Raw genomic sequence first — 25,970 nt, 5'->3', positions numbered from 1 at the left:
AAACAGCGAGCCGACCAACTGATGGAGACAAAGAGCCCAGAAGCTGGACGAAGTCCTATGACGAACGACCCGAACAGACCAGTTATCCAGTATTAGTCTTCGGTTGTCGTCTTCTCCGACTCGAGTTCGCCGCGGTAGATCTCGGCGCCGTCCTGAGCGACCTTCTCGGCCAGAACGGCACACTTGATCCGCATCGGCGAGATCTCGACGCCGAGCATGTCGACGACGTCGTCGCGATCCATCTCGAGCAGTTCGTCGACGGTCTTGCCCCGGAGTGCAGACGAGAGCATGCTCGCCGACGCCTGGCTGATCGCACAGCCGTCGCCGGTGAACGCAACCTGTTCGATCGTCTCGCCGTCTTCCTCGAGGCGGACGTCCATCCGGATCTCGTCACCACACATCGGGTTCTCACCGACGTGGGAAAACGTGGGATCCTCGAGCTCCCCGTAGTTTCGGGGGTTCTTGTAGTGGTCGAGGATCTGCTGTCGGTACATATCCGAGCCCAGTCCCATGTTGTATTCGGATACGGAAGTGTGCTGTAAAAGGGTTCCGGGGCTGTTCGACCAGTGTTACCACGATCGGTTACGAGTTGCGGTTGGAGCGGGGAAAAATTCCGACGAGTCGGCGATGAGCTAGCACATCTGGTTACGACACGACGCTCTCGAACCGCCCGCGATCGCTCCTCGGCCGACTTACGACGGGGGCTCCTCGGTTGGCGGATTCCGGTAACAGACGTCGACGATCACGAAGAGCGCGACGAGCGTCGACGGAACGATCGCCGTGAGCAGCCCAGCGCCGAGTGCGTACGCACCGAGCAGTGCAACCGCGAACGCGAGCGGGATGAGCGCGAGTGCGACGTCGTACCGTGTCGTCGCGGCGAGGCCGTCGGCCAGCGTCTCCAGCTGGTCTCGGCTACTGCCGTGACGACCGAGCAGGGACTCGTCTATAAGTCTCACCTCGGAAACCGAGCGTACGACACTGCGTCGGAAAAATCCAGTGTGGGTCTCCATCCCAGGATTCGACCCGACTCACCCGCGCTCCTGCGCGGCGACAGTCGTCGGTTTCCGATCCGAGACTGAAACCTTCTTGACCCGTCGCCCCGGCAACTCGAGTATGTATCGTGGCGGCCGCCCGGCGAGGTGTTTCGCGTGACGAGTGTCAAGGAGTTCCGGATCGAGGAGGAGGCGACGGCTGATTCGGTCGGTCGGGGATCGTTCGTCTTTACGGACGCCTACTCGGTGTTCGACTGGGGACAGATGCCCGACCAGATTCCGGACAAGGGCGCGAGCCTCTGTACGATGGGTGCGTTCAATTTCGAGCGACTCGAGGAGTCCGGAATCCCAACGCACTACCGCGGCGTTGTCGAGAACGGAGACGTCCTCTCGCTCGAGGACGCGTCCCGTCCGCCCTGGGAGATGGCGATCGACCTCACGCAGGTTCCCGACCTCCCACACGAGGGCCGGGCGTACGATTACGACGCCTACCACGCCGCGGCGGGCGAGAACTACCTCGTCCCCCTCGAGATCGTCTTCCGCAATCGCGTGCCCGTGGGCTCGAGTCTGCGGCGACGGACCGAGCCAGCCGACCACGGCCTCGACTTCGAGACGTGGCCCGCGGAGGCCGTCGACCTCGAGGAGCCGATCGTCGAGTTCTCCACGAAGTACGAGGAGGGCGACCGCTATCTCGATCGTGAGGAAGCCGATTACATCGCCGGCGTGGCGGAGATCGACGCCCTCGAGGTCATCGCCCGCGAGGTGAACCGAGTCGTCACCGAGCAGGCCGAATCGGCGGGGCTGGTTCACGAAGACGGCAAGATCGAGTGTCTGTACTACGACGGCGAGATCCGCGTCGCCGACGTCGTCGGTACGTTCGACGAGAACCGCTTCAGCTACGAGGGGACCCAGCTCTCGAAGGAGGTGATCCGCCAGTACCACAAGCGAACCCAGCCCGGGTGGGTCGAGGCCGTCGAAGCTGCGAAAGCCGAGGCGAAAGCACGCGACGTCGCCGACTGGAAGGCACTGTGTGAGGCCGAACCGGAACCGCTCGAGGAGGACGTCGTCGACACTGCCCGCGACATGTACTGTGCCGGCACCAACGCCTACACCGGCCTGGAACTGTTCGACGCACCGCCGCTCTCGAGCGCGATCGGGGCGCTGCAGCGGCTGTAGCGATCTTTCGCCGTCGAATTCAGCGCGTTTTGGAGCCGTCGTCAGTACTCGAGGTCGTGGGCGTCCGCGATGTCCGCGAGGATCTCCTCGACGGCGTCTCTCACCTCACCCTCCTGCTCGATCGGTTCGCGGCCGTCGAACGTCTCGTGGACTAGGGCGATACTCTCGGCGAGTACGTCCAGCGCGTAGCCGCCCTCGAGGACGAACGCCAGGGCGGCGTCGGTCGCCTCGGCCGCAGATCGAAGCCGGTCGGTCATCAGTGCGTACGTTTCCGTCGGGAGCCGAACCCGCGAGATGGGATCGTGACGGTGGGCGTCGAAGCCCGCGCTGACGAGCAGGAGGTCGGGGTCGTACGACTCGAGGGCGGGGCAGATCAGGTCGTCGAATGCCGCCAGATAGTCGACGTCGTCGGCGCCGGCGGGCATCGGGAGATTCATCGTCGCCCCCTCGCCGTCTCCCTCGCCGACCTCGTCGACGTCACCGGTTCCGGGGTAGAGGCCACCCTCGTGGATCGAGACGAAGAAGACGTCGCCACGATCGTAGAAGAGGTCCTGGGTGCCGTTGCCGTGGTGGACGTCCCAGTCGACGATCGCGACCCGGTCACAGTCGAAATCGTCGAGGGCGTGCTGGGCGGCGACCGCGACGTTGTTGACGAAACAAAAGCCCATGGCGTCGTCGTACACTGCGTGGTGACCCGGCGGCCGTCCGAGCGAGAACGGCGTCTCCCGGCCGTCGTCACCCTCGAGTGCGCGCGCTGCGGCCCAGCAGGCCAGTCCGGCGCTCTTGACGGCTGCATCCCACGTCTGGGGCACCGCCGTCGTGTCCGGATCCCAGTTCCCGCCACCGTCCGCACAGAACTCCTGGACCGACTCGACGTATCCCCGGTCGTGAACGGCAGCGATCGCTTCGACGGAGGCGGGATCGGCGTCGGTGTATTCGACCCCGTGCTTGCGCTTCAGACCCTCACGGATCGCCCGGAGCCGGTCGGGCGTCTCCGGGTGGCGGGGGCCGGGATCGTGCGCGAGACAGGTGTCGCTGTAGCCGAATCGCATCGGTCACTCGAACAGCGAGAAGTACGTCTCGATGTCCTCGGCTTTGATGGTTCGTCGGTCGGCGTGACGGGCGAGTGTCGCCGCCGCTCGGGCGACGTTGTCGGCGTAGTCTTCGAGAATGTCAGCGAGGGCGACGCGCGCTTCCATCGAGACGCGGTAGCGACCGTCGATGTCGATCCGTGCGATCCGGTCGACCGGCGCGACCGGCAACTCGAGATCGTCCGTGTCGACGACCAGCTCGACGCCGAAGTCCTCCGCCATCAGCGTTTTCCGGCCGTCTTCGGTCGCCCGTTCTGCCGCGTCGGCTGCGAGTTCGGCACCGTGTTCCTGGATGCGCTTTGCGAGCTCCTTCGACGCGTCGGCGCTCACCCGGAGGCCCCCCGCGTTCCGCCGGATGATCGTGTCCACCGGAGCGAACGGCAACTCGACGTTCATACTGTAACGCGTGCAGTTGACACCCTTAATCGTTTTCCTAGTGGGATCGGACTCGTAGCCGGCTCAGAAGACGTCGTTCGCCTCGAGTCGCCCATCCCGGACGACCCCGCGGGCAGTCACTTCCTCGCCCAACCCGACGTCGGCGTCGGTCTCGACGCTCATCGTCTCCTCGCCGTTGTCGAGGACGACCGGACTTCCCGCCTGGACGACGACGCCCGTGAACTCGAGTTCCTCGCCGTCGTCGGGGTCGTCGTCGCTCGCTGCCTCGGCGGATGCGTCCGCGCTCGCGTCGCCGCTCGAGCCGTCGGCGAACGCCGAGAGCCCCGCCGACTCCTCGGCCGTCTCCGCAGGCTCGGCTGGCCCGCCACCGTCGAGCACCGTGATCGTCGAGCGCCAGCCCGCCGACGCCTCGAGGTCGTCCTGCCAGCCGTCTTTGATCTCGACGTCCGCGAGTGCGACCTCGTCACCCGGGCCGACGTCGACGTCGGCCTTCTCGCCCCACATCGCGACGCGGATGTCGCCCGTGGCGTCCTGCACCCGGACGTTCCGGACCTGGCCCTCCGAACCGTCGTCGCGGTCGAACGTCCGTTTCGGATCGGCCGACCGGACCACGCCCGCGATGTCCACCGTCTGGCCGATCTCGAGGCTCTCGATCGGCGTACTGTCGGGGACGTACTCGACCTCCTCGTCGACCTCCTCGACAGCCCCGCGATTGCCGACGTGGAGCTCGAGGGCGCCGTCGCGCTCGCGGACGTAGCCGTCGACCACCTCGACCGTCGTGCCGGCCGAGAGGTCCTCGGCGCGATCGGCCTGCTCGTCCCAGAGCGTCACCCGCACGCGCCCGGTCGAGTCCCCCAGCGTGAGGTTCGCCACCTTGCCCTCAGAACCGTCGTCCCGATCGAACGTCCGGATCGAGTCAGTGTCGAGGACGAGGCCGACGAGGTTGACGTTCGAGAGGCCGAGCGAGAGGTCCTCGACCTGGTGCGTGTCTGAAACCGTCACGTCGATCTCGGTGTCCTCGTCGACCTCGACGTCGTCGACGCTCACCTCGACGCCCGAAAAGCCCTCCTTCGGCCGACCCTTGATCCGCAGCACCTGTCCCTCCTCGAGTTCCTCGATCGCGGCCTCGGCGTGCTCGTCCCAGAACGCCGCGCGGACGGAACCGGTCTCGTCGGCCACCTCGACGTTCACGACGCGGCCGTCCTCGTCCTCGCCGTCGCGCTCGAACGTCCGCAACTCGCCGATGGCCGTCACCTTCGCGACGAACTTCGCCTCCTCCATCCCCGGCTCGACGTCCGCGACGCCCCCGACCTCGCTCTCGCCGAGTTCGTGAGCGACGAGCATCGCCGCCGTCTCCTCATCGGCGAGTCCGCCCATCTGCTCGACTTTCGCCTCGACGGCCTCGCGAAACTCCTCGAGGGAGACGTCGGCCTCGAGGTCCTCGTAGACACCCTCGATGTCGCTCATTCTATGCTCGTGCATGAGCACCCCGCGCATAAACGTTGTCGTTGTCCAGTCGTTCAGAGCCCGTCGCCCTCGGTGACATAGCCGGAGATGGGCCCGTCATCGTACGTAAACTCGAGGATGGACGACTCGAGCGTGGCGCCAATGTCTGAGGAGCGTGAGCAGTTCACGTGTGGGTGAAACCGGCAGACAGTACCGGGACGGCTTTCGAAAGGGCTTTAACCGGAACCGCACTACGTGTAGTTGAGTCCTGATAGGGTAGTGGACTATCCTATTGGCTTGCGGAGCCAATGACCGGAGTTCAAATCTCCGTCAGGACGCTCACTTCTTGCGAGTGCTTCACTGTCGTTCAGCACTCGCTTCGGCGTTCGGTCCTGACGTGCTCCACGCTCGCTTCGCTCGCGTGGAACTCCGTCAGGACGTTTTCACGCGACAAACTCACGAGCGCCGCGTAGCGGCGCGAGTATCCGTCGCGTGAAAACGGAATACCGGAGATTTGAGCAGACGAGTCGCAGCCCGGGAGCGCAGCGACGCGAGCACCCCGGAACGTCTCGACGAGTTCAAATCTCCGGAAGACGCTCGCTGCCGCTCACGTCTTCCGTGCCCAGCGCTCGTTTCACTCGCGCTGGACTCCGTCAGGACGTTTTCAGGGAACGACAGGGCGGATGGTGCAATCACGCGCCGGACACCGGACAGTGGACAGGGTTTTCCCCTCACGCTTGAGAGTACCACGTACGCTACTCGAGCCGATCACGATCGGCTCCATCGAATCATGCCCGACTCAAACGACGTGCACGTCGACCAGGAGGTGATCGACGCCATCGGCTCGCTCGGGAACCGGACGCGACTCGAGATTATGCTCGCGCTGGCCGAAGCCGAACGGGAACACCGGACGCAGTCGTACGCGATGAGTTTCACCGACCTGTACCGGGCGGTGGACGTCGACAGTACGTCCCAGTTCTCCTATCACCTCACGCGACTCGTCGGTCGGTTCGTCGCCGAGACCGAGGACGGCTACCACCTCACGTACGCCGGCAGCAAGGTCGTTCGGGCGGTTCTCTCCGGAAGCTACGAGAGCGCCCCCGACTTTGGGACCGTCGAGGTGGCTGGGGTGTGCGTGTTCTGTGAGGCGGCGTCACTCGTCGCGACGCAGGACGACGACCTCCTCGTCGTTCGGTGCACCGCCTGTGACTCGCCGCTCGTGACGGACTCGCTCTCCCGAAGTCAGGCCCGCAATCGTACCCCGTCGGAGATCGTCACCAGCTCCGGCTACCGGATCTGGGGATCAGCCGTGCAGCTCCGGGGCGACGTCTGTCCGGAGTGTCACGGCCGGGTCGACACCGTCCTCGAGGAACACGAACTGGACGGGCGATCGACACACCTGCTCGCCAGCACGTGTCCCGAGTGCTGGCTGGTGCTCCGGCTGCCCCTCGAGATCGCAGCTGCGTTTCACCCCGCCGCCATCGGATTCTTCTGGGACCACGGCGTCTCGCTGCTCGATCTGACGCTCTGGGAGGTGCTCGAGTACGTCACGTCAGGGGCGCTGGCGGCCGAGGTCGAGTCGGTCGATCCGACGGCTGCGACGATCGAACTCACGCTCGACGAGGAGACGCTTCGATTGCGGATGGACGAGACGCTGACGATCACTCCCACCTAACTGGCGATGGCGACCGGTCCCCCCTGTCGGCCGTCCGTCCGCGATCGGTCACAAATCAGTCAGGTCCGATCGGTCGTCTCTCAGGACGTCCGTCTCAAGCGAATTTGAGTAGCAGCGTTGTCAAAATGTAGATAGGGTGATAAGACTTATCCACACCGGCGTTCAGGCGACGGTATGCACGACGGACAGACAGTGAGCGATACCATGGTGATCGACGATGGCAGCGATTGAGATCGACGGCCTGACGAAGCGGTTCGGCGACGTCGTCGCCGTGGACGGGCTCGACCTGACCGTCGAAGAGGGCGAGATCTTCGGATTTTTAGGCCCGAACGGGGCGGGGAAGTCGACGACGATCGACACGCTGCTGGATTTTATCCGGCCGACCGAGGGCACCGTAACCGTGCTCGGACACGACGCCCAGGCTGAGGGGCAGGCCGTCCGCCAGCGGACCGGCGTCCTCCCGGACGCCTACCACGTCTACGATCGGCTCACCGGCCGCCAGCACCTCGAGTTCGCCCGCGAGCTGAAAGGCGTCGACGAGGACCTCGAGGCACTGCTCGACCGGGTTCGGATCGCCGACGCCGCCGACCGGAAGGCAGGCGGCTACTCGAAGGGGATGCGCCAGCGGCTGGTGCTCGCGATGGCGCTCGTCGGCGACCCCGACCTGCTCGTGCTCGACGAGCCCTCGACGGGGCTCGACCCGAACGGCGCCCGCGAGATGCGCGAGATCATCCGCGAGGAGAACGAACGCGGGACGACGGTGTTCTTTTCGAGTCACATCATGGAGCAGGTCGAAGCAGTCTGTGACCGCGTCGCGATCATCGACCAGGGCCGGCTCGTCGCCGTCGACACGATCGACGGGCTGCGCGACGCCTCGGAGACGGGCGAGACGCTGTACGTCTACGTGCCGACCCTCGAGGAGAGGATCGTCGAGGACGTGGCTCGACTCGAGGGCGTCGGGAGCGCGTCGATCGACGACGGCCGGCTGCGCGTGACCGTCGACGGCGTCTCGAAGTTCGCCGTCTTACACGCCATCGACGCAGACGTCGCCCCCGTCCAGGACTTCTCCGTGGCCAGGTCGTCGCTCGAGGACCTGTTCGTCCGGTACACGACCGAGAACCGTGAGGCCGAGAAATCGGAGGTGCGGGCATGACGTGGCTCGCCGTCGCGAAGAAGGACTTCCGGGACGCCGTCCAGTCGCGGGCGCTGTGGGCGCTCGTCGGCGTTTTCGTCGTCCTCTCGGTCGTCTCGACGTACGCGTACGTCGAGGTCCCCGAGATGTTCGGGTCGCCTGCGGGGGCGACCGTCGGCGGATTGATCTTCTTCACGGTCGGCCTCACCGGGCTGTTCGTGCCGCTCGCAGCGATCGTGGTCTGTTACAAGTCCCTCGCTGGCGAGCGGGAACTGGGAAGTGTCAAACTCCTGCTCTCACTCCCGACCGATCGGCTGAACGTCTTCGTCGGAAAGGTCGTCGGACGCGCGGCAGTGCTCGCGTTCGGGCTGGGCGTCGGGCTCGTGGTCGGCCTCGGGTTCGGATCCGCGATGCTCGGCGACCTCGAGTTCCTCCCGATGCTCGTCTTCGTGCTCGTCACGCTGGCGTTCGCTGGCGTCTACGCGGCGATCGTGGTCGGCCTGTCGGCGACGACGGGCTCGACCTCGCGGGCGACGACGCTGGCGCTCGGCTTCTTCGTCGTCTTCGAACTCCTCTGGGACGTCGTCCCGATGGCCGTCCTCTACGTCGTCGAGGGGTTCACGTTCCCCGCCGAGATACCCGACTGGGTGTTCCTCATCACGCAGCTCTCGCCGTCGTCGGCGTACTTCTCGACGGTCGTCGCGCTGCTGCCCGACCTCGCGGGGGCCGTCGGCGCTGACCCGGCTCAGGCCGGTGCCGGCGTCGAGGTCACGCCGGCCGAAGCCGACCCCTTCTACGTGAGCCCCGAGGTCGGCATCGTCGTACTCGCACTCTGGCTCCTCGTCCCGTTCGCCGTCGGCTACTACCGGTTCGCCGCCGCCGACCTCTGAGGACCGTTGTACGATAGGCATTCAGCTGGTCGGTTTCGACCGCGCGTCGCTCCCACCGCTGATCGACGGTGGCAGGGGCACTCCACCCGTCAGGGTGGGGACTGGACGCAGAAGCCGTTCTCCTCGGGATCGCGCATGACCGTCCAGGTCTCGGTGTAGGGGCCGGTGGTCTCCGTCTTCGTCTCGACGACGGTCGCACCCAGTTCGGTCAGCCGCTCGACCTCCGCTTCGCGATCCTCCGTCTCGAGGTCGAGGTGAATCGGGAGCTGCTCGGGCGACGAGCGTGGCAGCTTCTTGAAAAACAGCCGCGGTCCACGCCCCGTCGGGTCGACGGCCGCAGCGGCTGCGTTGCGGTCACCGCCTTCGGCCTCGATGGCCTCGAGGAGATCCGGCGGAGCCTCCTGCACCTCGTAGTCGATCGCCGCGGCCCAGAACTCTGCGAGGCCACCGGGATCGTCGGCCGCGAACGTGATGTTGCCAATCGATGCCATAGTGACACGACGGGACACGCCAGCAAAACTGTGTGCCTCCTCGCAGCCTCGAGGCGTCAGGACGCCGGCTCGAGGACGCCGACCAGCAGCCCCTCCCACCAGTCGGTCTCGAGCAGGTCGATCGTCGCCCCCACGCGCTCGAGGTCCTCCCCGGAGAGCAACCAGGGGGCGAGGGCACAGCCCTCTCGCTCGAGGCCGGACTCCTGGTCGACGAAGATGGCGGTCTGCATCTCGTACGTACAGCGGACGGCCTCGCCGTCGGCGGGGACGGTCACGGTGTGGCCGTTGACCGACACGGCCAGCTGGGCGGTGAACGCCACGACGCTGCGTTCGTCGGCGTCGACGTGGGTCGCGAACCACTCGGCCACGCGGTCGTTGTCGAGGGTGATCGCGAACGTGAGCTCCTCGGTCTCGCCCGGCAGGATGATCGCGTCGTCGGGGCCCTCGAGCACCTCGGCGTCGCCCGCGTCCCAGGCGGCGACCGGGACGTCGTTGAGCTCGAGGTCGCCCGTGAAGGCGGGCGTCGCGAGGGGGTAGGGGTTCGGGTTGTGGACGTGAAACGTCGCGTGGAGTTCCGTCTCGTCCTCGGTCACCGCGCCCCACTCGGCGTCGGTGTCCTCGATCACGACCCTCGGTTCGACCGTTTCGGTCACTGGGCCGTCGTCGAGTTCGACCGGCGAGGCGGTGTGTTCGCCCTCCATCTCAGTCAGCGAGTCAGCAATTAGCTCCTCGAGGTCGGTCTCGACGGTGTCCGTGTGGGTTCCCGTGGGCGACCCCGAAAGTGGGCCGACGCTCACGTGCGTCTGTGCCTCGACCGCGAGGTCGCTCACCTCGTCGTTCTCGATGTGCGTAACCCACCACACGGGGATGCGCTCGTAGTAGAGGTCCGTGTGGAGGGTCGTCGTGTGGTTCCCCTCGGGGACGTCGATCCCCGCCTTCGATCCCTCGGCGAGGCGCACGTCGTTCAGCGCGAGCGCGTAGTCGAGGGCGGCGTCGCCGGCGGAGAGACCGGGATTCGGATTGTCGATCCAGACCGTCGTGACGACCTCGATCCGCTCGTCGTCTACCTCGCCCCAGGCATTGTCCTCGAGGCCTGCGTCGGGAACGCCGAGCACGCCCGCAGCGAACAGTCCGCCGAGCAGGACGGCCACGCCGACGACGAGCGCGGCGACGACAGCGGCAGCGCGTCGGAACATAGGCGGGAAACCGAGCGCCCCAGAATAGGTTTTGTGGATTCACCCGCGTTCATGTCGACGTGCGGTCTCGTTCAGAGTGGTAGATTTGGGAGTTCTAACGCGACTTCACAGAGAGGTCCGGACGCGACCCCCGAAGGAATTCGCGAACGCGAGCGGCTACCGACGGACCACGAACACCGCGATTCCCAGCACCAGGAGCCCGATTCCCCACCAGACCGAATCGCCCGGGAGCACCGTGAGGACGAGCGTGACGATTCCCGACGTGATGAGCGACCAGCCGATCGTCGTTCGATAGGTCATAGAGCGACGTACCCGGGCGAGCCGGTTGTGTCTTTTTCACCGTTTTCGGAACGTCAGCGATGGCGAGTCGATCGATCGTCGCGTCGCTGTCGAGACGTCACCAGCAATCGAGAGGGGCGGGCAACTCGAGGTCGGTTCCGTCGTCCCTCGAGTCCCGACCTGGCTGTCGCCCCCCGAATTCTGATCCGGCCCTCACCCCTCGAATCTCGACCGGCACGCCACGAGCCCCGAACCGACCGTCACCCCTCGAGTTCCCGACGGTACTCGTCACCGGCACGGGCGGCCAGTCGGGCGACTCGAAGGGGTTCCGGACGGCCGCCCTCGGGCGTGAACGCACGGACGACGGTCGCCGCTTCGTTGGCCTCGAGGCCGACTGCGCGCACGTACACCGTCTCGTCACCCACGTCGACCGCCTGGCGGGGCGGCAGGGCGCGGTAGCGCTCGAGTCGGTCCGCGAGCTCGTCGTCGGAGAAGGCGTCGCGGAGGCCGGCCTCGAGGCCGTCGTCGCTCGCCTCGAACGTGACCGCGAGGACGGGTCGGCCGGCGCGTTCGTGAATCCGCGAGAGGTCGAGGAGGTTGTACCACGCGGGAGCGACGGCCCCGAGAAAGACGTAGCGGACGTCCTCCCGTGCGAGCCGGTCTGTGAGCGAGCAGACGGCGTCGGTCGCGTCCGTGCCGCCGACGGTGCACGACGCGAAGGCGAACTCGTCGACGACCCGATCGGCGCGGACGACGACCCCTGCCAGCGTGCTTCGCTCGTCGCGAAAGGATTCTGCGACACCCAGCGCCCGGACGCCGGGTTTCATCACTCCTCGTCTTTGATCTCTTTGAGGCGTTCGATCAGCTCGTCGCTCGAGGCACCGTTTTCGAACTCGATCGTCCCCTCGTGGGCGTGTTCTTCGGCCGTCACCCCGTCGTCCTCGTCAAAATCCGCGTCGGGTTCGCGCTGTTCGGATTCGTCGTAACTACCGAATCCCATGCAGGTGACTGTACGCGACTGAACGGCAAAAATTCCACGGGTCAACGCGATTCGCGCGGTGGCCCGGTCAGGGTTGTGACGCCGACTCCGTCTCGGCGTCGTAGCGCGTCGTGACCGCAGAAAGCGTCGGTTCGATGCTGGTGACGCCGTCGGTCGCCCGTTTCGCGCTCGCAGTGTCTTTCAGGCCGAAGCCGGTGACGACCGCGACCACGGTCTCGTCGGGCGCGATGATTCCCTCTTCGACGGCTCGCTGAATCCCCGCGATCGGCGCCGCGCCCGCCGGTTCGGCGTAGATCCCCTCACTGCGTCCGAGGAGCGTTTCGGCCGCGAGGATCTCCTCGTCCGTGACCGTGACCGCGGTGCCGCCGCTCTCCTCGAGCGCACGGCAGGCTTTCAGGGTGTTGCGCGGCCGGCCGACGGCGATGCTGTCGGCGAGCGTGTCGGCGATCTCGTCGACGTCGTCGTGCTCGTGGAAGGCGTCGTGGATGCCGCTGGCGCCCTCGGCCTGGACGCCGAGCATCTTCGGCGTCTCCTCGACGAAATCGAGGTCAGCGAACTCGGAAAAGCCCTTCCAGCAGCCGGCGATCGTGCAGCCGTCGCCCATCGAGAAGACGACCCAGTCCGGCACCTCGCCGCGGGTCTGTTCCGCGAGTTCGTGGCCCACCGTTCGCTTGCCCTCCACCTGGAACGGATTGATCGCCGCGTTGCGGTTGTACCAGCCGTACTCATCTGTGACCTCGAGGCTGAGGTCGTACGCCTCGTCGTAGCTGCCCTCGACGGCGAGGACGTCGGCCCCGTAGACCAGCGGCTGGACCAGCTTGCCCTCCGGGGCGTCGCCGGGGACGAAGATCCGGGCGTCGAGCCCGCTGCGGGCGGCGTAGGCGGCCAGCGAGGCGGCGGCGTTCCCCGTCGAGGCGCAGGTGACGACGTCCCGGCCGTGCTCGCGCGCGATCGTCACGGCGACGCTCGAGGCCCGATCCTTGAAACAGCCCGTCGGATTGGTACCGTCGTTTTTGATTCGCATCTCGACGCCGAGTTCCTCGCTCAGCCGCGGCGTCTCGAGTAGATCGGTACCACCCTCGCCGAGGGTGACGACCGCGGCGTCGTCGGCGACCGGCAGGAAGGCACGGTACTTCCACTGGGAGTCGATGTTGCCGTCGAGCTCCTCGTCGAACCGATCGAGGATCTCGTCGTAGTCGTATTTCACCTCGAGAATCCCCGCGACCCCCTCGTGTTCCGGACAGGTGTAGATGATCTCCTCGGGGTCGTAGGTCTCGCCGCAGAGCGTGCACTCGAGCGTGCGGACGTGTGGGAGTTCCATACCTGGGACTCGAAGTGAGAGACCGAGAATCCATCGACTTACGAACCCGCTCGAGAGACCTGTCGGTTGGCCGATAGTCACTCGAGCCGACGGGTGAACAACGCTTTGTCCGTCGCGCTCCTCGGTTCTCCTGTGCCCGAGGACGATCCACTCGACGACCTGCTCGACGAACTCGACGCCCACGGCGACCTCGAGACGGCCGCGCAGGTGCTCTCGATCCGCATGGAAAAACGCCGGTACGGCAAGCCGGTCACGATCGTCGAGGGGTTCGACCTGCCTCCCTCAGAGGTCCAGTCGATCGCCTCGGACCTCAAACGGTCGATGGGAACCGGCGGCACGGTCGACGACGGACGAATCGAACTGCAGGGCGATCACCGCGACCGGGTGCCCGACCTGCTTCGCGAGCGCGGATTCCAGGTCAGGGAGTGAAGACTGCAGACGTTTAAGTCGGCACACCTCCGATTCTCGACCGTGAGTGGGATGGCCAGAGAATACATCACGTCGCAGGCGGAGCTCCCCGAAGACAGTGACGAGGTCATCACGCTGCAGGTGACCGACGCAGAGACGAAGGAGATCTTTCGGACGGAAGCGCGCGTCGCCCGCTCGGCGGCACGCTTATCCGATCCCGTTTCGCTCACCGTCGTCAGCGGCCCACACGAGAATCAGCGCGAGCAGTGGTACGCCGAGTTCCTCTCCGAACGGGAGGTGGGACCGATCGACGACCGGCTGCTTCGGCAGTGTGCCAGGGAGACCCAGTCGACCACTGACGTAGTCAACACCCGCTCGAGCGACCTCAAGACGTTACTGGCGTACCTGGTCGAGACGGGCGAGTACGAGTCGACGTCCGAGGCGACGCGCGCGCTGCTCATGGACCAGTTCGCCGCCGAGTATCCCACCCTCGTCGAATCGTACCTCGAGGTGAAATCGGAGTTCGACCGGGACGAACTCGCCGACGCGCTCAGCAGCGGACGGCGGTGATCGGCGTCGCCAACGGGAAACGCCAGTGACCGACCGACTACGAGTTCGGTCCCGTTCCCCGGTAAGTTACTCATAGGTAATGGCACGGTCACCGACTGGTAAGCTAAATGTAAAGTAACCTTATAGTGAATTTAGCGAGCAGATGAGTGATCCCGAGTACACGTCTCCCCGTCGTTCACACGATTACGACTGTGGTGGAGCCGACCGCCGACCGACCAGTAACCGATCGATCCGTGAGCCGGTACGGCCCGGGTGGCCAGGGGGTCGACGGATAGGGAGAGCGGCCGTCGCCCTCCTCGCACTCGCGCTGTTCGGAGCGCTCCTCGTCGGAGCCGTGGGAAGTGCGAGCGCTGGGACTGATCAGGGCGTCGCCACCAGCGACTCCGGATCGATTGCCGACTACACGGACGACGATGGCGTCGTCGACACCAGCGGCCTGCGCGACGCCATCGACGACTGGCGAAACGGCGACGCCGACACCGACCTGCTTCGCGACGTGATCGACGCCTGGCGAAGCGGCGAGCCCGTCGTCACCGTCGAGAACGTCGACCTCGACACCACTCACGTGACACTCCAGGATGCCATCGACGAGGCCGAGGTCGGAAATACGCTCGAGCTCGGCGCAACCACGTTCGCCGAGGACGTCACCGTCGACGTCGACGGGCTGACCCTCCGAGGGACGGACGCTGGTGAATCGACGATCGATCCCGCCGAAATCGGCATTACGGTCGAGGCCGACGAGGTCACGCTCGAGGGACTTACCTTCGCGCTCGACGACGAAGAGGCCGACGAAGTGGACGGTGTCCACGTCACCACGGGGGCGACGGCTGTCACGATCGTGGACAATACGTTCCAGCAGGAACAAGCGGACTTCTCGACGAGAGTCAGGGGAATCTACCTCGAGGGTGCCGACGCGACGGTCGAAAGCAACGCGTTCGAGGGAGACGGTTCCGCTAATACACCTGGGATACGGCTCCGGACCGCCAGCGAAGCGACGATCGCCGCCAACGAGTTCACGGAAACGAGTACGGGTGTCTGGGCGTCCGGTAACGACGCCCGCGTCGAAGACAACACCTTCACGGACGTGTCCTCCTGGAGCATCCGCACTATTTCAGGCACGCAGGAAATCGTGAACAACTCGATAGATGGCGGGAGCTCCGGCATCTGGCTCAGTGGCGGCGATGTGGTGACGATTACCGAGAACGAGTTCGAAACCACCAGTAGCGGGATTCGGTACAATGGCCATAGTGTCGATGCGACGATTACGAACAACGTTTTTACCGGTGCAAATTTCGGGTTCTACGTTTCAGACTTCCCTGACCAGCACGTCGGCGGCATCGAGCTGCACTGGAACACCATCGCCGGCAACGGTGAGGGTGTCAACGCAACCCACGGAGAGGGGACGCTCGACGCCACGGACAACTGGTGGGGTGACGGGAGTGGACCGAGCGGCGAGGGCCCGGGCGACGGCGACTCGGTGACCGAGAACGTCGTCTACGATCCGTGGCTCGGGGCCCAGCCGGGCCAGACGATCACGGGTGCCGTCGGCGCGACCGACTTCGATCAGGGACAGGAAAGTGTCACCCAGACCCTCGGCGCGGTCGACGGCGGCGAGCCCATCGAGATCGACTTCGGCCCACACGACGTCTCGACGGCCGTCGTCCGGGTCGACCTGAGCGAGCTCCCCGCGACGATCGACGACGAATACCGATTCATCCTCGATGGGGCGTCGGTCGACATCGACGACGACGATATCACGAACGCGGAGGTGCACTACGTTCCCGTGATCGCGGGGTCCGACGAGGCGGCCATCTGGCTGGACGTCGAGGATCGGTTCGTCACGATCGAGGAGTTCTCCCTGACCGGCCTCGACACCCAGAGCGTCGTCACCAGCGACGAGTTCAGTTACGACGTGACGCTCACGGACGTCACCCTCGCCGACGGTACCGACGTAACGGACGTCAGGGAGACGACGGAGACCCAGTCGTTCGAGATCGTCCCCCCCGAGCAGACGCTCTCGGTCGACGGCGCGTTCGACGTGAGCGAGCTCGCGACTGGCGACGAAACCGCAACCCAGTACTTCGGCGACGCGGAAGACTTGACGATCGACCTCAACCGGGACGACGTCTCTACCGTTCAGGTCAACGTCGATCTGACGCCGCTGGTCGACCGGGACGTCGACCTCGACGGGGCGGATCTAGAGAACGTCGACGTGGGTACGAACTCAGTCGCTAACGTGCCCACTGGCGTCTGGCCGGATCGCGAACGAGCCAGTGTTCGAATCGCGGACCTCGACGGCGATCGGACCGTCGAACTGTCCAGCTTCGAGATGGTCGACGTGGACCTGAGCGACGCCGAATCAGGTGATGGGTTGGCGTACGAAATCGAACTCGACCAGCTCTTTATCGAGCTTCCAGGAGGCGGGGCTCAACACCAGCCTGGCGCCTACAATTTCGAGGAGATCGTTACTGACGAGTTCGACATCGAATCCTCGAGCAGCTGATCCCCGCTTCTAACGCACGTCGGTGACGACTCGCGGGACGTCGACCTCGAGGACGCGACGATCAGTCCTCGCGAAACAGTCGGTACGCACCCTGGCCGGTGGCGACGGCTTTCGGCCCGTCGTCGGGCGTCGGGCTCTCGACGACGATCTCGGTCACGCCGACGCTCGAGCCGGCACGCACCACGGTCGCCGTCGCAGTGAGGTCGCCCGTCGCGGGGCGAAGGTAGTTGACGTTCAAGTTGATCGTCGCGACGCCGCCGGCGAAGGGATCCTCGAAGTCGGTCCGGAGGGCGAGTCCGCCGACGGTGTCGACGAGCGTCGCGGCGACGCCGCCGTGGATGTCCGGCGTGCCGTTGGCGCCCGGGCGGACGTTCGTGAGTTTGTCATCGTAGGGGAGCGCCATCGTCATCGTCCCCGGGCCGACGTCCTCGACGGTCGCCCCGAGCCACGAGAGAAACTCGTGGTACTCGTCGATGTACTCCTGGAGGTACGACGCCATCGTCTCGTACTCGTCGGTCATACCGCTCAGTGGGCGATCCAGGGGTTTGTGTCCACCGCTTGTCTCGTTTTCCCCGTTGAACGGCGTTTACGCAAACCGGCGGACCGACCGCGATCCGCGGGTCGGTCGTCAACCCCGTCCCCACACCCGGACCGTTCGCGTGTCGCTGTCGTCGCCGGTCGTGACCGTCACGGGGAACGAGACGTCCTGCCTGACCGGGTACGTCTCGTACCGGAACGTGAGCCGCCTGGTCGCGCCGCCGGAAAGCGACACCGACTCGGCGTCTACCTGGTCCTGATCGCTCCCGACGAGGAGCCGTGCGGTTCCGCTGGTCGACGTCGTCCCGGTGTTCTGCACGTCGGCGGTCACCTGGAGCCAGTCGCCGGCGTGAACGGGATCGTTCGTCCCGACGATGGACACGTCGAGCCCCGGGCTCGGTGGTCCGTTCGCGTAGACCTCGACGGTCGTCGTGTCCGAGTCGGTCCCAGCCTCGACCGTCACCGGAAACGAGACGTCCTGCCTGACCGGGTACGTCTCGTACTCGAGGCCGAGGGCCGACCGCCCACGGGGTTCGATCCACACCTGTTCGCTGTCGACGATCTCGTCGCTGACCTCGAGCACGACGTCTACGTTCGACCCGGTGTACTCGAGGTTCCAGACCTCCGGCGAGACGTGGAGGACGTCGCCTGCACCAACCGGGCTGTTCGTGGCCTGGATCGTGACGCTCGTCGATACCTGTGCGCCCGTTCGTGCCTGCCCCGTCCCGCTGGCGACGACGGTCGCCCCCGCGCCCCCAACGAGACCGAGGAAGGTGCGTCGGTCGTACCCTCCCATGGTGTTCGCTACCGTTTTCGAAATCAATCAATTTTATTGGACGTTCGAGTGACACTCAGAGTCAGTGATGCGACTGTCCGGCGCCGGTCGACCAAGCCCGACTTCGACGACGGAGCGGGTCCGGAATCCTCGGTCAGTCGGTGGCGGCTACGCAAGCTCAAACGCGCGTTTCACCGTGGAGAAGACGTTTATCCGTTCCCGAGGGACGTCGATGCATGACGCTCGACAGGCGAACCGTGCTGGCGCTCTCTGGCGCGCTGGTGGCGGGAGCCGCCGGCTGTCTCGGGTCCGGAGACGACGACGGATCGAACGACGACGACACCGGATCCGGGGCGGACGACGGAACCGGACGCCAGCCCGACGACGGCTTCGACGGCTACGACGTTCCCGAGTTTCCGCAACTGGACCTCGTCACCGATCCCGACGTGGACGAGGCGGCCCTCGCCGCGCAGGTCAGGGGCAACGTCGCGTTCACGCTCGCGTTGCTCGAGCGACTCCGCGAGGAGGAACCGGCGGAGAACCTCTTCGTCTCGCCGTACAGCGTCTCGGTCGCGCTGGCGATGACCTACGCCGGCGCGCGCGGCGAGACCGCCGAGGGGATGGCCGACGCCCTCCGGTTCGAACTCGAGGGCGAGGAACTCCACGCCGCCTTCGGCGCACTCGAGGACGAGTTCGCTCGCCGCAACGAGGACGGCGAGGAGGTCGAACAACCGTTCGACGACGCCGGCGACGAGAACGACGGCCCCGCCTTCCAGCTGAACACCGCGAACGCGCTGTGGGGCCAGGAGGGGTACGGCTTCCGTGAGGCGTTCCTCGAACTGCTCGAGGCGTACTACGGCGCGGGGATGCAACTCGTCGACTTCGCGGGCGACGCGGAGGCCGCCCGCGAGGAGATCAACGCGTGGGTCGAAGCGGAGACGAACGATCGGATCGAGGACCTCCTTCAAGAAGGAGACGTCAGCGACCTGACCCGGCTGGTGCTGACCAACGCCATCTACTTCCTCGCGCCGTGGCGCCACGACTTCGACCCCGCGGAGACGGCGCCGGGGCCGTTCACCGGCCTCGACGGCGAGGAGACGGAGGTCGACCTGATGCACCAGACGGCGGAGCTCCGGTACGCCGAGGTCGAGGGTCACCAGCTCGTCGAGCTCCCCTACGCGAACCGCGACACCAGCATGGTCGTCATCCTCCCCGCCGAAGGGGAGTTCGAGGCCTTCGAGGAACGGTTCTCGGTGGATCGACTCGCGATCATGCTCGAGGAGATGTCCCAGCCGGAGGTCGATCTCACGTTCCCGAAGTTCGGGATCGAGTCCCGATTCAGCCTCCTCGAGGTGATGGCCGATCTCGGGATGCCGCTGGCCGGGGATTTCAGCGGGATGGACGACGAGGGCGGCCTCGAGATCGGCGAGATCGTCCACCAGAGCTTCGTCGAGGTCGACGAGGAGGGGACGGAGGCCGCGGCCGCGACGGCCGTCGTGATGGACGAGAGCGCGCCCGCAGATCACGTCGAGATGGTCGTCGACCGACCGTTCCTGTTCTACATCAGGGACCGGCCGACGGAGACGCCGCTGTTCTGGGGACGCGTCGTGGACGGGGAGACGTTGCAGGAGGAGTGAAAACGGGTTGATAGACGTCGGCGTATCGGCCGTCTACGGTTCGCTGCAAATCAATATGTTGCCTAGAGGCGCAATATACTATAGCACCCGGCCCGTATCGAATCGCATGAGCCTCGAAGACGGTTCCCACGAGGAGACGCTCACCCGCCTGCGCGAGGCGGCGATGACGGTCCGGGAGCCGCGAAACGCGGGCGAACTCGCGGACACCGTCGGCGTCGCGCCCAATACGGCGCGAAAGTACCTCGAGCAGCTCGTCGACGCCGGCCTCCTCGAGACCGTCACGGTCGGTCGGGAGACTCGCTACGCGCCGAACCGGAAGCGACAGTACCTCGACCAGCTGCGCGCGCTCACGGAGGAGTTCACGAAGGAGGAACTCACCGCCGAGCTCGCCGCGATTCGCGACGACGTCGACGCCTGGAAACGCGAGTACGACGTCGACTCGCCGGACGAACTTCGAATCAGCCTCGGCGAGGAGGGCCTCGACGCGTCCGATCGCGAACGACGGACCCTGGACGCGGAAGACTGGGAGTACTTCGATCGCCGAGCGACGATGCTCCAGCAGGCGATCGCACTGTACGACTCCCTCGAGGCGGCCGACTCGAGTCGCCCGCGGTCGACGGCGTAGTCGACGATGCCGGACGACGCCGCGGGAGAGACCCACCTCGATCGCTTCGAGATCCACAAGCGGATTCGCAACCGACTCGAGCGCGCGCCCTTCGTCTCCCAGGTCGACGCCCGCCCGAGCCCGATGCGCCCGACGAGCGTTCGGGCGACGATCGACACCACGGTCTGGTTCGGCGAGGACTACCGTGCGCCGACGGCGATCCTCGAAGTCGAGTGGCGGCCCCGTCCCGCTCGGGACTGGTTCAGAATCCAGTACACCGAGGCGGATGCGACCTGGTCCTGCGGCTGGCACCAGGACGGTACCCACGACGACCTCGGTCCGAACCACTTCCAGGTCGACCACGAGGGGTGGGACACGTCACACCGAGAACCGGCCGCCTTCGACGATCCAAATCCGATGGCCGTCCTCGAGCGGTGTCTCGAGGAACTCGAGTCACGGATTCCGGAACTGCCGGATGGCGTCGGTGGGGTCGACGGAGACTCCGGGTAGTGTGCCGGAGTCGTTCCCCGAGAACGACCGGTCGCGATCGTCGGCGATCGCGTCTTCGAGGGCCGTGGTGATGGACGAAAGCGCGCCCGCGGATTACGTGTCGTACTCGATTTCGGCGTCGCCGCAAAAAATTCGCGTTCGAGAGGGGAGGCGCGACAGTCGGGTCACGCCGGGACAGTTCTGAACCGGTTACGCTTCCGGTTCGGGTTCTTCGCCCTCTTCGGTCTGGGCGGCAGCGTCGGCCGTCGGTTCGGAGTTCTCCGGCGAGTGTTGTCCGCCGCAATTCGTATTCGAGTTCGGCTGTCCGCCCGCACTGAGGATCGCCCCGCTTCCGGGTTCGAAGCAGTACACCGGGCTTCCCAGCGTGCGAGCTTTCGGGTCGTTGCGGGACGATTCCTCCCAGTTGATCTCGCCGTCGTATCCCTCCACCTCTACGTCGACGTCACCTGGGTTGTCCGTCATCCGTCTTTAGCTAATACTCAGGAGGGTGTCATACAATAGTTCTCAAGCGAATAATTCCAGCCTTTAGGCTGCAAATTGAACCCCGATACGGCGTTTTCAGGAAGTGAGGTGCAGAATGAGTCCCCTATAATCACCAGATAGGGGGTGTGAGACGTATTCTATGACACCCTGAATACTCAGAGTAATACCGAATAACACCGTTTTGGAGGTGGGTTTCGTCAGTATACGACCGCTGCGGGGCGAAAAAGCAGTCTCTGCATTATCTGTACTGTTGACTCTCAGCCGCATCAGCGGTTCAGCCGCTAGATTCGTTCGACTAATACCATTAAGCATAATTCTGCCACGGAGTATAACCAGCAGTATTAGCTAAAGACGAATGGGGACGCGAGAAGGTCGAACGCGAACTCGAGGAGCTACGCCAGACGCCGGTGCCGACTGCGGAGTCGGCGCCCGACGTCGAATCGGAACTCGAGTAACCCGTAGCGGTTCTATCGTTTCAGCTCCACCGCGAGGTCGCTCTCGATCCACTGCGTCGACGGTCGGTCGGCGCCGACGAGGATATACGAGCCGTGGCCCGTCGTGTAGAGTTCGTCGCCCTCTGTAGCGGTGTCGCGTTCGTCGTGTTCACCAGCGGCGTCGTCGTCGATTCTGCGGTGACTCATTCAGTCTCTCACCTTCGTCCCTCGGTAAGGAGGCGACCCGGATAACCCGGGAGCCTGCTATCTCAGGGAGCCACGCGCTTTCTCGTCGAGGGAGGGGCCGCTCACGCGCGGTTTTCGTTCGCGTGGACGATCGCGACTCGAGTGTCCCGACGGTGGCCCGGCTCGGTCACTCGGAGCTCCCGTACCCCTCGCCGACCTCGACCGGCCCGGAGAACACCGAGTACAGGTACCGGAAGTAGAGCAACACGAGCACTAACACCGGAACCACGACGACCGTGAGGACGTTGAGCGCGAGCGGTGAGATCACCGCTTCGCGGACGGTCGTTCCGGTGGCCGGGTACAGGGTGGGGTAGAGAAAGAGAGCCACGAGGACGACGAGCGCGGCGGCGACGCCCCCGGTGGCGACGAACCAGCCGGTCGTCGCGTCTCGGGCGGCGGCGACCGCCCCGATGGCCAGCAGGACCACTGTCGCGACGACGACGGCCACGACGGGGGCCGAAAGCAGCGTCCCGCGGACGCCGAGCGGGTCGGTGACGAACACGACGGCGAGTAACAGGACGACGGTCACGAGGTAGCCGACGCTCGCGTACAGCCCGTAGGTGGCCATCTCCTCGCGGAGGTCGCCAGTCGTCTTCATCCCGAGGTAGGCTGCACCGGCCGAAATCGACAGGAAGACGATCGCCACGCCGGTCAGCACGCTCGGGAGGCCGAGCGTTCCCGTCCCGAACACCCAGCTTCCCGCGAGGGTGCCGATGAACAGCGGCGAGAGGAAACTCCCGACGACGAACCCGCGACCACAGGCGCGCTTCCACTCCGGGTCGTCCCGCTGTTCGCGGAGTTCGGGCGTCACCCCGCGCAGGATGAGCGCGAACACGACCGCGAAGATCAGGAGGTAGTGCTCGCTGAGCAGTGCGGCGTACACCGGCGGGAACGCCGCGAGCAGTACCGTCCCGAACGCGACGAGCCAGACCTCGTTGGCGTCCCACACCGGCCCGAACGCCGCGAGTAACAGTTCGCGCTCTTCTTCGTCCTCGCGCGTCGCGTAGAGCATCCCGATCCCGAAGTCGAATCCGTCGAGGAACACGTACATCCCGAGGGTGAACAGCAACACGCCGAACCAGAACTCGGGGAGGCCGGGGATCAGGTACTCGTCGACGGGAACGACGGGGCCGAACGATGCCGGGGAGTCCGTTCCCAACACGGCGGTGACGAACGCGTGCGCACCCTGCATCGGTCACACCTCCTCCGGGCTACCGGACGCCCGGTCGGCTGCTCGCTCCCGTTCGGCGCGCTCGAGGCCGTCAGTCTGCACGCGATCGAGTTCGTCGTCGACGATCCACCTGACGACGACGAGGAAGATGACGACGAGGATGGCGTAGGCGACCGCGAAGGCGGAAAGTGAGATCGTCACCTGGGTCGACGTGAGCGTCTGGGAGACGCCCTCGCTCGTAAGCTGCACGTCCTGGATGATCCAGGGCTGGCGGCCGATCTCGGTGACGTACCAGCCGACGATGGTCGCGACGAAGCCGAGCGGGATCGACGCCATCAGCGCCTTCAGGAACCGGCCCCGCTCGAAGAGCGTCCCCTTGCGCATCCGGTAGACGCCCCACAGGCCGAGGGCGATGAACCAGAAGCCGAGAAACACCATCGTCCGGAACGACCAGAAGACGTACGCGACCGGCGGGTTCTGCACATCGAACTCCTCGAGGCCGTAGACGACCCCGGTCGGATCGGCCTCGGCGAGAAACGACGCCAGATATGGAATACTGACCGTGAACAGTTCCTCGGCCCGCGGGTCGGTGATGTCCGCGAGGTTCCGTGGGAACGCGAGGAGGTGCAGCGGGGCGCCCTCTTTGGTCTCGTACAGCGCCTCCATCGCGGCGAACTTCATCGGCTGGGTCTGGACGACGTGACGGGTGTACATGTCGCCGTGGATCACCTGGAAGATCGAGGTGATCGCGAGGACGCCGACCGAGAGCTTGAGCGTCCCGCGCCAGGGTTCGCTGTCGGGGTTCGTCCAGACGAAGTAGGCGGCGACGCCGGCGACGAAGAGCGTCACGGAGATCACCGCGGCGTTCTGCATGTGGACGTACATCCAGAACAGCCGCGGGGTGAAGTACGCCGCGATGGGATCGGTGAGGACGAGGCCTGTCACGCCGTTTTCCTCGATCAGTTCGTAGCCCTGGGGCGTCTGCATCCAGGAGTTGACGATGAGGATCCACAGCGCCGAAAGCCACGCACCGACCATCACGAGCACCGACGAGAGGACGTAGACGCGGTCGCTGACCCGTTCGCGGCCGAACAACAGGACGCCGAGGAAGACGGCCTCGAGGAAGAACGCCATCGTCGACTCGAACGCGAGGGGGCCGCCGATGAGTTCGCCGGCGGACTCGGCGAAGACGGGAAAGTTGGTCCCGAACTGGAAGCTCATCGGGATGCCCGTGGCCGTGCCCATCACGAACCCGATGGCGAAGATCTTCGTCCAGAACGACCGCAACCGCTCGTACTTCTCACGACCCGTCGAGATCTCTTTATACGTGAAGTAGACGATGTAGGGGGCGAGCCCGACCGAGAGGGCGGCGAAGACGATGTGAACCGAGAGCGTGCCGCCGAACTGGATGCGACTCCCCAGTTCGGGGTCGATCAACAGCGGCTCGATCACGCGGTCTCACCTGGGTCGCGGACGGGCCGACTGCGTTCAAACCGGCAGACAGCGTTCATCGATGACATATACCTCACAGGACGTCTACTCAATCTCGAGTGATAAAGCTTGGACCCCTATCGTTGAGAAGCTACGGCGCTTCAGCAGAACGAACGCGGGCAGCTATGGCCCCGAACGTCAAGGGCCGTTCGCCGTCGGAGACGGCCGCGAGTGACCGACCGGCGAAAGAGGTGTATAGCCACGGCCGCTAACTACCGCTACAGATAGGAATGGATCAGGACGAACTCGAGGAGACACTCAGCGACCTGCCGCCCAGTTCGAAGTACATCCACCAGACGCTGACGCTCCAGGGGCCGATGACGCTCAAAGACCTGTCAGTGGAAACCTTGCTCTCCACCCGGACGGCCCGGTACGGCCTCGACAAACTCGAGGACGCCGGGCTGATCGACTCGTCACCAGCGTTGCACGACGCTCGCCAGACCTGTTACCGACTCGCCGACGAGGTCGGCGAGGACGACCACGACCACCGATCGCTGGTGACCGTCGAGTGGGTCAGAGAGCGGCTCTCGGCGTTCGAACGGGACGATCCCGACCTCGTCCTCGTCGAGGCCGACGACGAGTACGACCGCGGCCACCCGGTGGGAGCGGTCCAGATAGACATCATGAACGAGCTCGTCGACGTCGGTGGCTGCGGACTGGCCGACCAGTCGACGTTCGAAGCGTTCGTCGGCGAGCGCGGCATCACCGAGGACAGCACCGTCGTGATCTACAGCACCGAGGGAAACCAGTTCGCGGCGTACCTCTACTGGCTGTTCAAGTACTACCGGCACACAGACGTTCGACTGCTCGACGGTGGCAAGGACGCCCTGCTGCGGTCGGGCTGTCCGCTGACCACCGAAGAGCCCGACGTGACTCCCCGGGAGTACGTGGCTCAGCCCCCGGACGAACGGATTCGGAGCTACCGCCGAGACGTCGAGGCGGCGCTGTCCCGGGAGATCGCCATCGTCGACGTCCGCTCGCCAGCGGAGTACGAGGGCAGGCGGGCACGCCCGTCGAGTGACCTCCCGGAGGCACGGACCGCCGGACACATCCCCGGGACGATCCACTTCCTGTGGTCCGAGGTCGTCGACGACGACGGCCAGTTCAGGGACGTCGACGAACTCGAGCAGATCGTCGAGGACCACGGGATTACCGACGACACGGAGACGATCGTCTACTGTCACTTCGGCGAACGATCCGCCGTCGTCTGGTTCGTCCTCTCGGAACTGCTCGAGTACCGTGACGTCTCGAACTACGACGGGTCGTGGATCGAGTGGGGGAACCTGATCGGCGCACCCATCACCGTCGCACCGGAGGAAAGCTGATCGCCCCCACGCCCCTGTTCTCGAGATCGCCGTCGACGTGATCGGTGCACAGCCGGTCGAGGCGCTCGTCTCCGGTCGAGTCGTGTCGGCTGTCGCAGTGACGCGCCGTGTGGACGGATCCGCGCGAAGCTCCTCGTTTTCGCACGGCTCGAGTACGCTGGACGGTGGAGCAAGCGTTAAGCCGGTCGATA

Annotated in this window: 28 protein-coding genes and 1 tRNA gene; 12 read left to right on the top strand and 17 right to left on the bottom strand. The window is 65.6% G+C overall.

Annotation, left to right across the window (positions count from 1 at the left end; genetic code table 11):
- Positions 1–92: 92 nt before the first annotated feature.
- Complete coding sequence (sufU, locus tag NMQ09_RS02510) at positions 93–512, bottom strand: Fe-S cluster assembly sulfur transfer protein SufU (protein ID WP_255192878.1); 420 nt, start codon at positions 510–512, stop codon at positions 93–95.
- Between the two features lie 180 nt (positions 513–692).
- Positions 693–956 (bottom strand): DUF8015 family protein, encoded by a 264-nt coding sequence (locus NMQ09_RS02505; RefSeq protein ID WP_255192877.1) that lies wholly within the window; start codon positions 954–956, stop codon positions 693–695.
- Between the two features lie 192 nt (positions 957–1,148).
- Here NMQ09_RS02505 and NMQ09_RS02500 point away from each other — a divergent pair, with 192 nt between their 5' ends.
- Complete coding sequence (locus tag NMQ09_RS02500) at positions 1,149–2,168, top strand: phosphoribosylaminoimidazolesuccinocarboxamide synthase (RefSeq protein ID WP_255192876.1); 1,020 nt, start codon at positions 1,149–1,151, stop codon at positions 2,166–2,168.
- Positions 2,169–2,209: 41 nt separating this feature from the next.
- On the opposite strand, the gene NMQ09_RS02495 is transcribed toward NMQ09_RS02500, so the two are convergent.
- The 3 genes from NMQ09_RS02495 to NMQ09_RS02480 form a co-directional block, all read right to left on the bottom strand.
- The gene (locus NMQ09_RS02495; protein WP_255192875.1) at positions 2,210–3,220 is read right to left on the bottom strand and encodes a histone deacetylase family protein; all 1,011 of its coding nucleotides are present in this window, start codon (positions 3,218–3,220) and stop codon (positions 2,210–2,212) included.
- 3 nt (positions 3,221–3,223) lie between these two features.
- The gene (locus NMQ09_RS21045; RefSeq protein WP_303842722.1) at positions 3,224–3,655 is read right to left on the bottom strand and encodes a histone; all 432 of its coding nucleotides are present in this window, start codon (positions 3,653–3,655) and stop codon (positions 3,224–3,226) included.
- Between the two features lie 63 nt (positions 3,656–3,718).
- Entirely contained in the window at positions 3,719–5,122 is a 1,404-nt protein-coding gene (locus tag NMQ09_RS02480) for a single-stranded DNA binding protein (protein WP_255192874.1), read from the bottom strand.
- 244 nt (positions 5,123–5,366) lie between these two features.
- Here NMQ09_RS02480 and NMQ09_RS02475 point away from each other — a divergent pair.
- The 4 genes from NMQ09_RS02475 to NMQ09_RS02460 all read left to right on the top strand — a co-directional run bounded on the left by NMQ09_RS02475 (position 5,367) and on the right by NMQ09_RS02460 (position 8,798).
- Positions 5,367–5,439, top strand: a tRNA-Arg gene (locus NMQ09_RS02475).
- Between the two features lie 452 nt (positions 5,440–5,891).
- Positions 5,892–6,776: a DUF7351 domain-containing protein gene (locus NMQ09_RS02470; protein WP_255192873.1), complete on the top strand. Its 885-nt coding sequence runs from the start codon at positions 5,892–5,894 to the stop codon at positions 6,774–6,776.
- A 217-nt stretch (positions 6,777–6,993) separates the two neighbouring features.
- Positions 6,994–7,929, top strand: coding sequence for an ABC transporter ATP-binding protein (locus NMQ09_RS02465; RefSeq protein WP_255192872.1), 936 nt, complete (start codon positions 6,994–6,996; stop codon positions 7,927–7,929).
- Positions 7,926–8,798 (top strand): ABC transporter permease subunit, encoded by an 873-nt coding sequence (locus NMQ09_RS02460; protein ID WP_255192871.1) that lies wholly within the window; start codon positions 7,926–7,928, stop codon positions 8,796–8,798. Before NMQ09_RS02465 ends, NMQ09_RS02460 begins: the two co-directional genes overlap by 4 nt.
- Before the next feature lie 89 nt (positions 8,799–8,887).
- On the opposite strand, the gene NMQ09_RS02455 is transcribed toward NMQ09_RS02460, so the two are convergent.
- From NMQ09_RS02455 to thrC, 6 genes are all read right to left on the bottom strand, one after another.
- The gene (locus tag NMQ09_RS02455) at positions 8,888–9,289 is read right to left on the bottom strand and encodes a VOC family protein (protein ID WP_255192870.1); all 402 of its coding nucleotides are present in this window, start codon (positions 9,287–9,289) and stop codon (positions 8,888–8,890) included.
- Between the two features lie 56 nt (positions 9,290–9,345).
- Positions 9,346–10,485, bottom strand: coding sequence for an LEA/WHy family protein (locus NMQ09_RS02450; protein ID WP_255192869.1), 1,140 nt, complete (start codon positions 10,483–10,485; stop codon positions 9,346–9,348).
- A 156-nt stretch (positions 10,486–10,641) separates the two neighbouring features.
- A complete protein-coding gene (locus tag NMQ09_RS02445; protein WP_255192868.1) occupies positions 10,642–10,785 on the bottom strand; it encodes a hypothetical protein in 144 nt (47 codons plus the stop codon).
- Between the two features lie 239 nt (positions 10,786–11,024).
- Positions 11,025–11,591, bottom strand: a complete 567-nt coding sequence (locus tag NMQ09_RS02440) for an endonuclease dU (protein ID WP_255192867.1) — start codon at positions 11,589–11,591, stop codon at positions 11,025–11,027.
- Positions 11,591–11,764 (bottom strand): DUF5786 family protein, encoded by a 174-nt coding sequence (locus NMQ09_RS02435; RefSeq protein WP_255192866.1) that lies wholly within the window; start codon positions 11,762–11,764, stop codon positions 11,591–11,593. Before NMQ09_RS02435 ends, NMQ09_RS02440 begins: the two co-directional genes overlap by 1 nt.
- A 67-nt stretch (positions 11,765–11,831) precedes the next feature.
- On the bottom strand, positions 11,832–13,085 hold the full coding sequence (gene thrC, locus NMQ09_RS02430; RefSeq protein ID WP_255192865.1) for a threonine synthase: 1,254 nt from the start codon (positions 13,083–13,085) through the stop codon (positions 11,832–11,834).
- Between the two features lie 132 nt (positions 13,086–13,217).
- Between thrC and NMQ09_RS02425 the strand changes: the two genes are divergently transcribed.
- The 3 genes from NMQ09_RS02425 (at position 13,218) to NMQ09_RS02415 (ending at position 16,566) form a co-directional block, all read left to right on the top strand.
- On the top strand, positions 13,218–13,514 hold the full coding sequence (locus NMQ09_RS02425) for an SUI1 family translation initiation factor (RefSeq protein ID WP_255192864.1): 297 nt from the start codon (positions 13,218–13,220) through the stop codon (positions 13,512–13,514).
- A gap of 51 nt (positions 13,515–13,565) precedes the next feature.
- Positions 13,566–14,063, top strand: coding sequence for a ubiD operon protein (locus NMQ09_RS02420; RefSeq protein WP_255194543.1), 498 nt, complete (start codon positions 13,566–13,568; stop codon positions 14,061–14,063).
- A 334-nt stretch (positions 14,064–14,397) separates the two neighbouring features.
- Positions 14,398–16,566 (top strand): right-handed parallel beta-helix repeat-containing protein, encoded by a 2,169-nt coding sequence (locus NMQ09_RS02415; protein WP_255192863.1) that lies wholly within the window; start codon positions 14,398–14,400, stop codon positions 16,564–16,566.
- Positions 16,567–16,627: 61 nt separating this feature from the next.
- Here the strand turns inward: NMQ09_RS02415 and NMQ09_RS02410 are convergent, their stop codons facing one another.
- Positions 16,628–17,086, bottom strand: a complete 459-nt coding sequence (locus tag NMQ09_RS02410; protein ID WP_255192862.1) for a PaaI family thioesterase — start codon at positions 17,084–17,086, stop codon at positions 16,628–16,630.
- 108 nt (positions 17,087–17,194) lie between these two features.
- Positions 17,195–17,899 (bottom strand): hypothetical protein, encoded by a 705-nt coding sequence (locus tag NMQ09_RS02405; protein WP_255192861.1) that lies wholly within the window; start codon positions 17,897–17,899, stop codon positions 17,195–17,197.
- 215 nt (positions 17,900–18,114) lie between these two features.
- Here NMQ09_RS02405 and NMQ09_RS02400 point away from each other — a divergent pair, with 215 nt between their 5' ends.
- From NMQ09_RS02400 to NMQ09_RS02390, 3 genes are all read left to right on the top strand, one after another.
- On the top strand, positions 18,115–19,515 hold the full coding sequence (locus NMQ09_RS02400) for a serpin family protein (protein ID WP_255192860.1): 1,401 nt from the start codon (positions 18,115–18,117) through the stop codon (positions 19,513–19,515).
- A 106-nt stretch (positions 19,516–19,621) separates the two neighbouring features.
- Positions 19,622–20,140: a winged helix-turn-helix domain-containing protein gene (locus NMQ09_RS02395; protein ID WP_255192859.1), complete on the top strand. Its 519-nt coding sequence runs from the start codon at positions 19,622–19,624 to the stop codon at positions 20,138–20,140.
- A gap of 6 nt (positions 20,141–20,146) precedes the next feature.
- The gene (locus tag NMQ09_RS02390) at positions 20,147–20,629 is read left to right on the top strand and encodes a hypothetical protein (protein WP_255192858.1); all 483 of its coding nucleotides are present in this window, start codon (positions 20,147–20,149) and stop codon (positions 20,627–20,629) included.
- 189 nt (positions 20,630–20,818) lie between these two features.
- On the opposite strand, the gene NMQ09_RS02385 is transcribed toward NMQ09_RS02390, so the two are convergent.
- From NMQ09_RS02385 to NMQ09_RS02370, 4 genes are all read right to left on the bottom strand, one after another.
- The gene (locus NMQ09_RS02385; RefSeq protein WP_255192857.1) at positions 20,819–21,091 is read right to left on the bottom strand and encodes a hypothetical protein; all 273 of its coding nucleotides are present in this window, start codon (positions 21,089–21,091) and stop codon (positions 20,819–20,821) included.
- A gap of 488 nt (positions 21,092–21,579) precedes the next feature.
- Entirely contained in the window at positions 21,580–21,753 is a 174-nt protein-coding gene (locus NMQ09_RS02380) for a hypothetical protein (protein ID WP_255192856.1), read from the bottom strand.
- A 166-nt stretch (positions 21,754–21,919) separates the two neighbouring features.
- Positions 21,920–22,984, bottom strand: a complete 1,065-nt coding sequence (locus tag NMQ09_RS02375; protein WP_255192855.1) for a cytochrome d ubiquinol oxidase subunit II — start codon at positions 22,982–22,984, stop codon at positions 21,920–21,922.
- A 3-nt stretch (positions 22,985–22,987) separates the two neighbouring features.
- Positions 22,988–24,415: a cytochrome ubiquinol oxidase subunit I gene (locus NMQ09_RS02370; RefSeq protein WP_255192854.1), complete on the bottom strand. Its 1,428-nt coding sequence runs from the start codon at positions 24,413–24,415 to the stop codon at positions 22,988–22,990.
- Positions 24,416–24,684: 269 nt separating this feature from the next.
- Between NMQ09_RS02370 and NMQ09_RS02365 the strand changes: the two genes are divergently transcribed.
- Positions 24,685–25,779, top strand: coding sequence for a rhodanese-like domain-containing protein (locus tag NMQ09_RS02365; protein ID WP_255192853.1), 1,095 nt, complete (start codon positions 24,685–24,687; stop codon positions 25,777–25,779).
- Positions 25,780–25,970 lie beyond the last annotated feature (191 nt).

Source organism: Natronobeatus ordinarius (assembly GCF_024362485.1).
GTDB lineage: Archaea > Halobacteriota > Halobacteria > Halobacteriales > Natrialbaceae > Natronobeatus > Natronobeatus ordinarius.
Note: the sequence above shows the minus strand (reverse complement) of the source record. Positions and strands in the feature narration are given on the sequence as shown.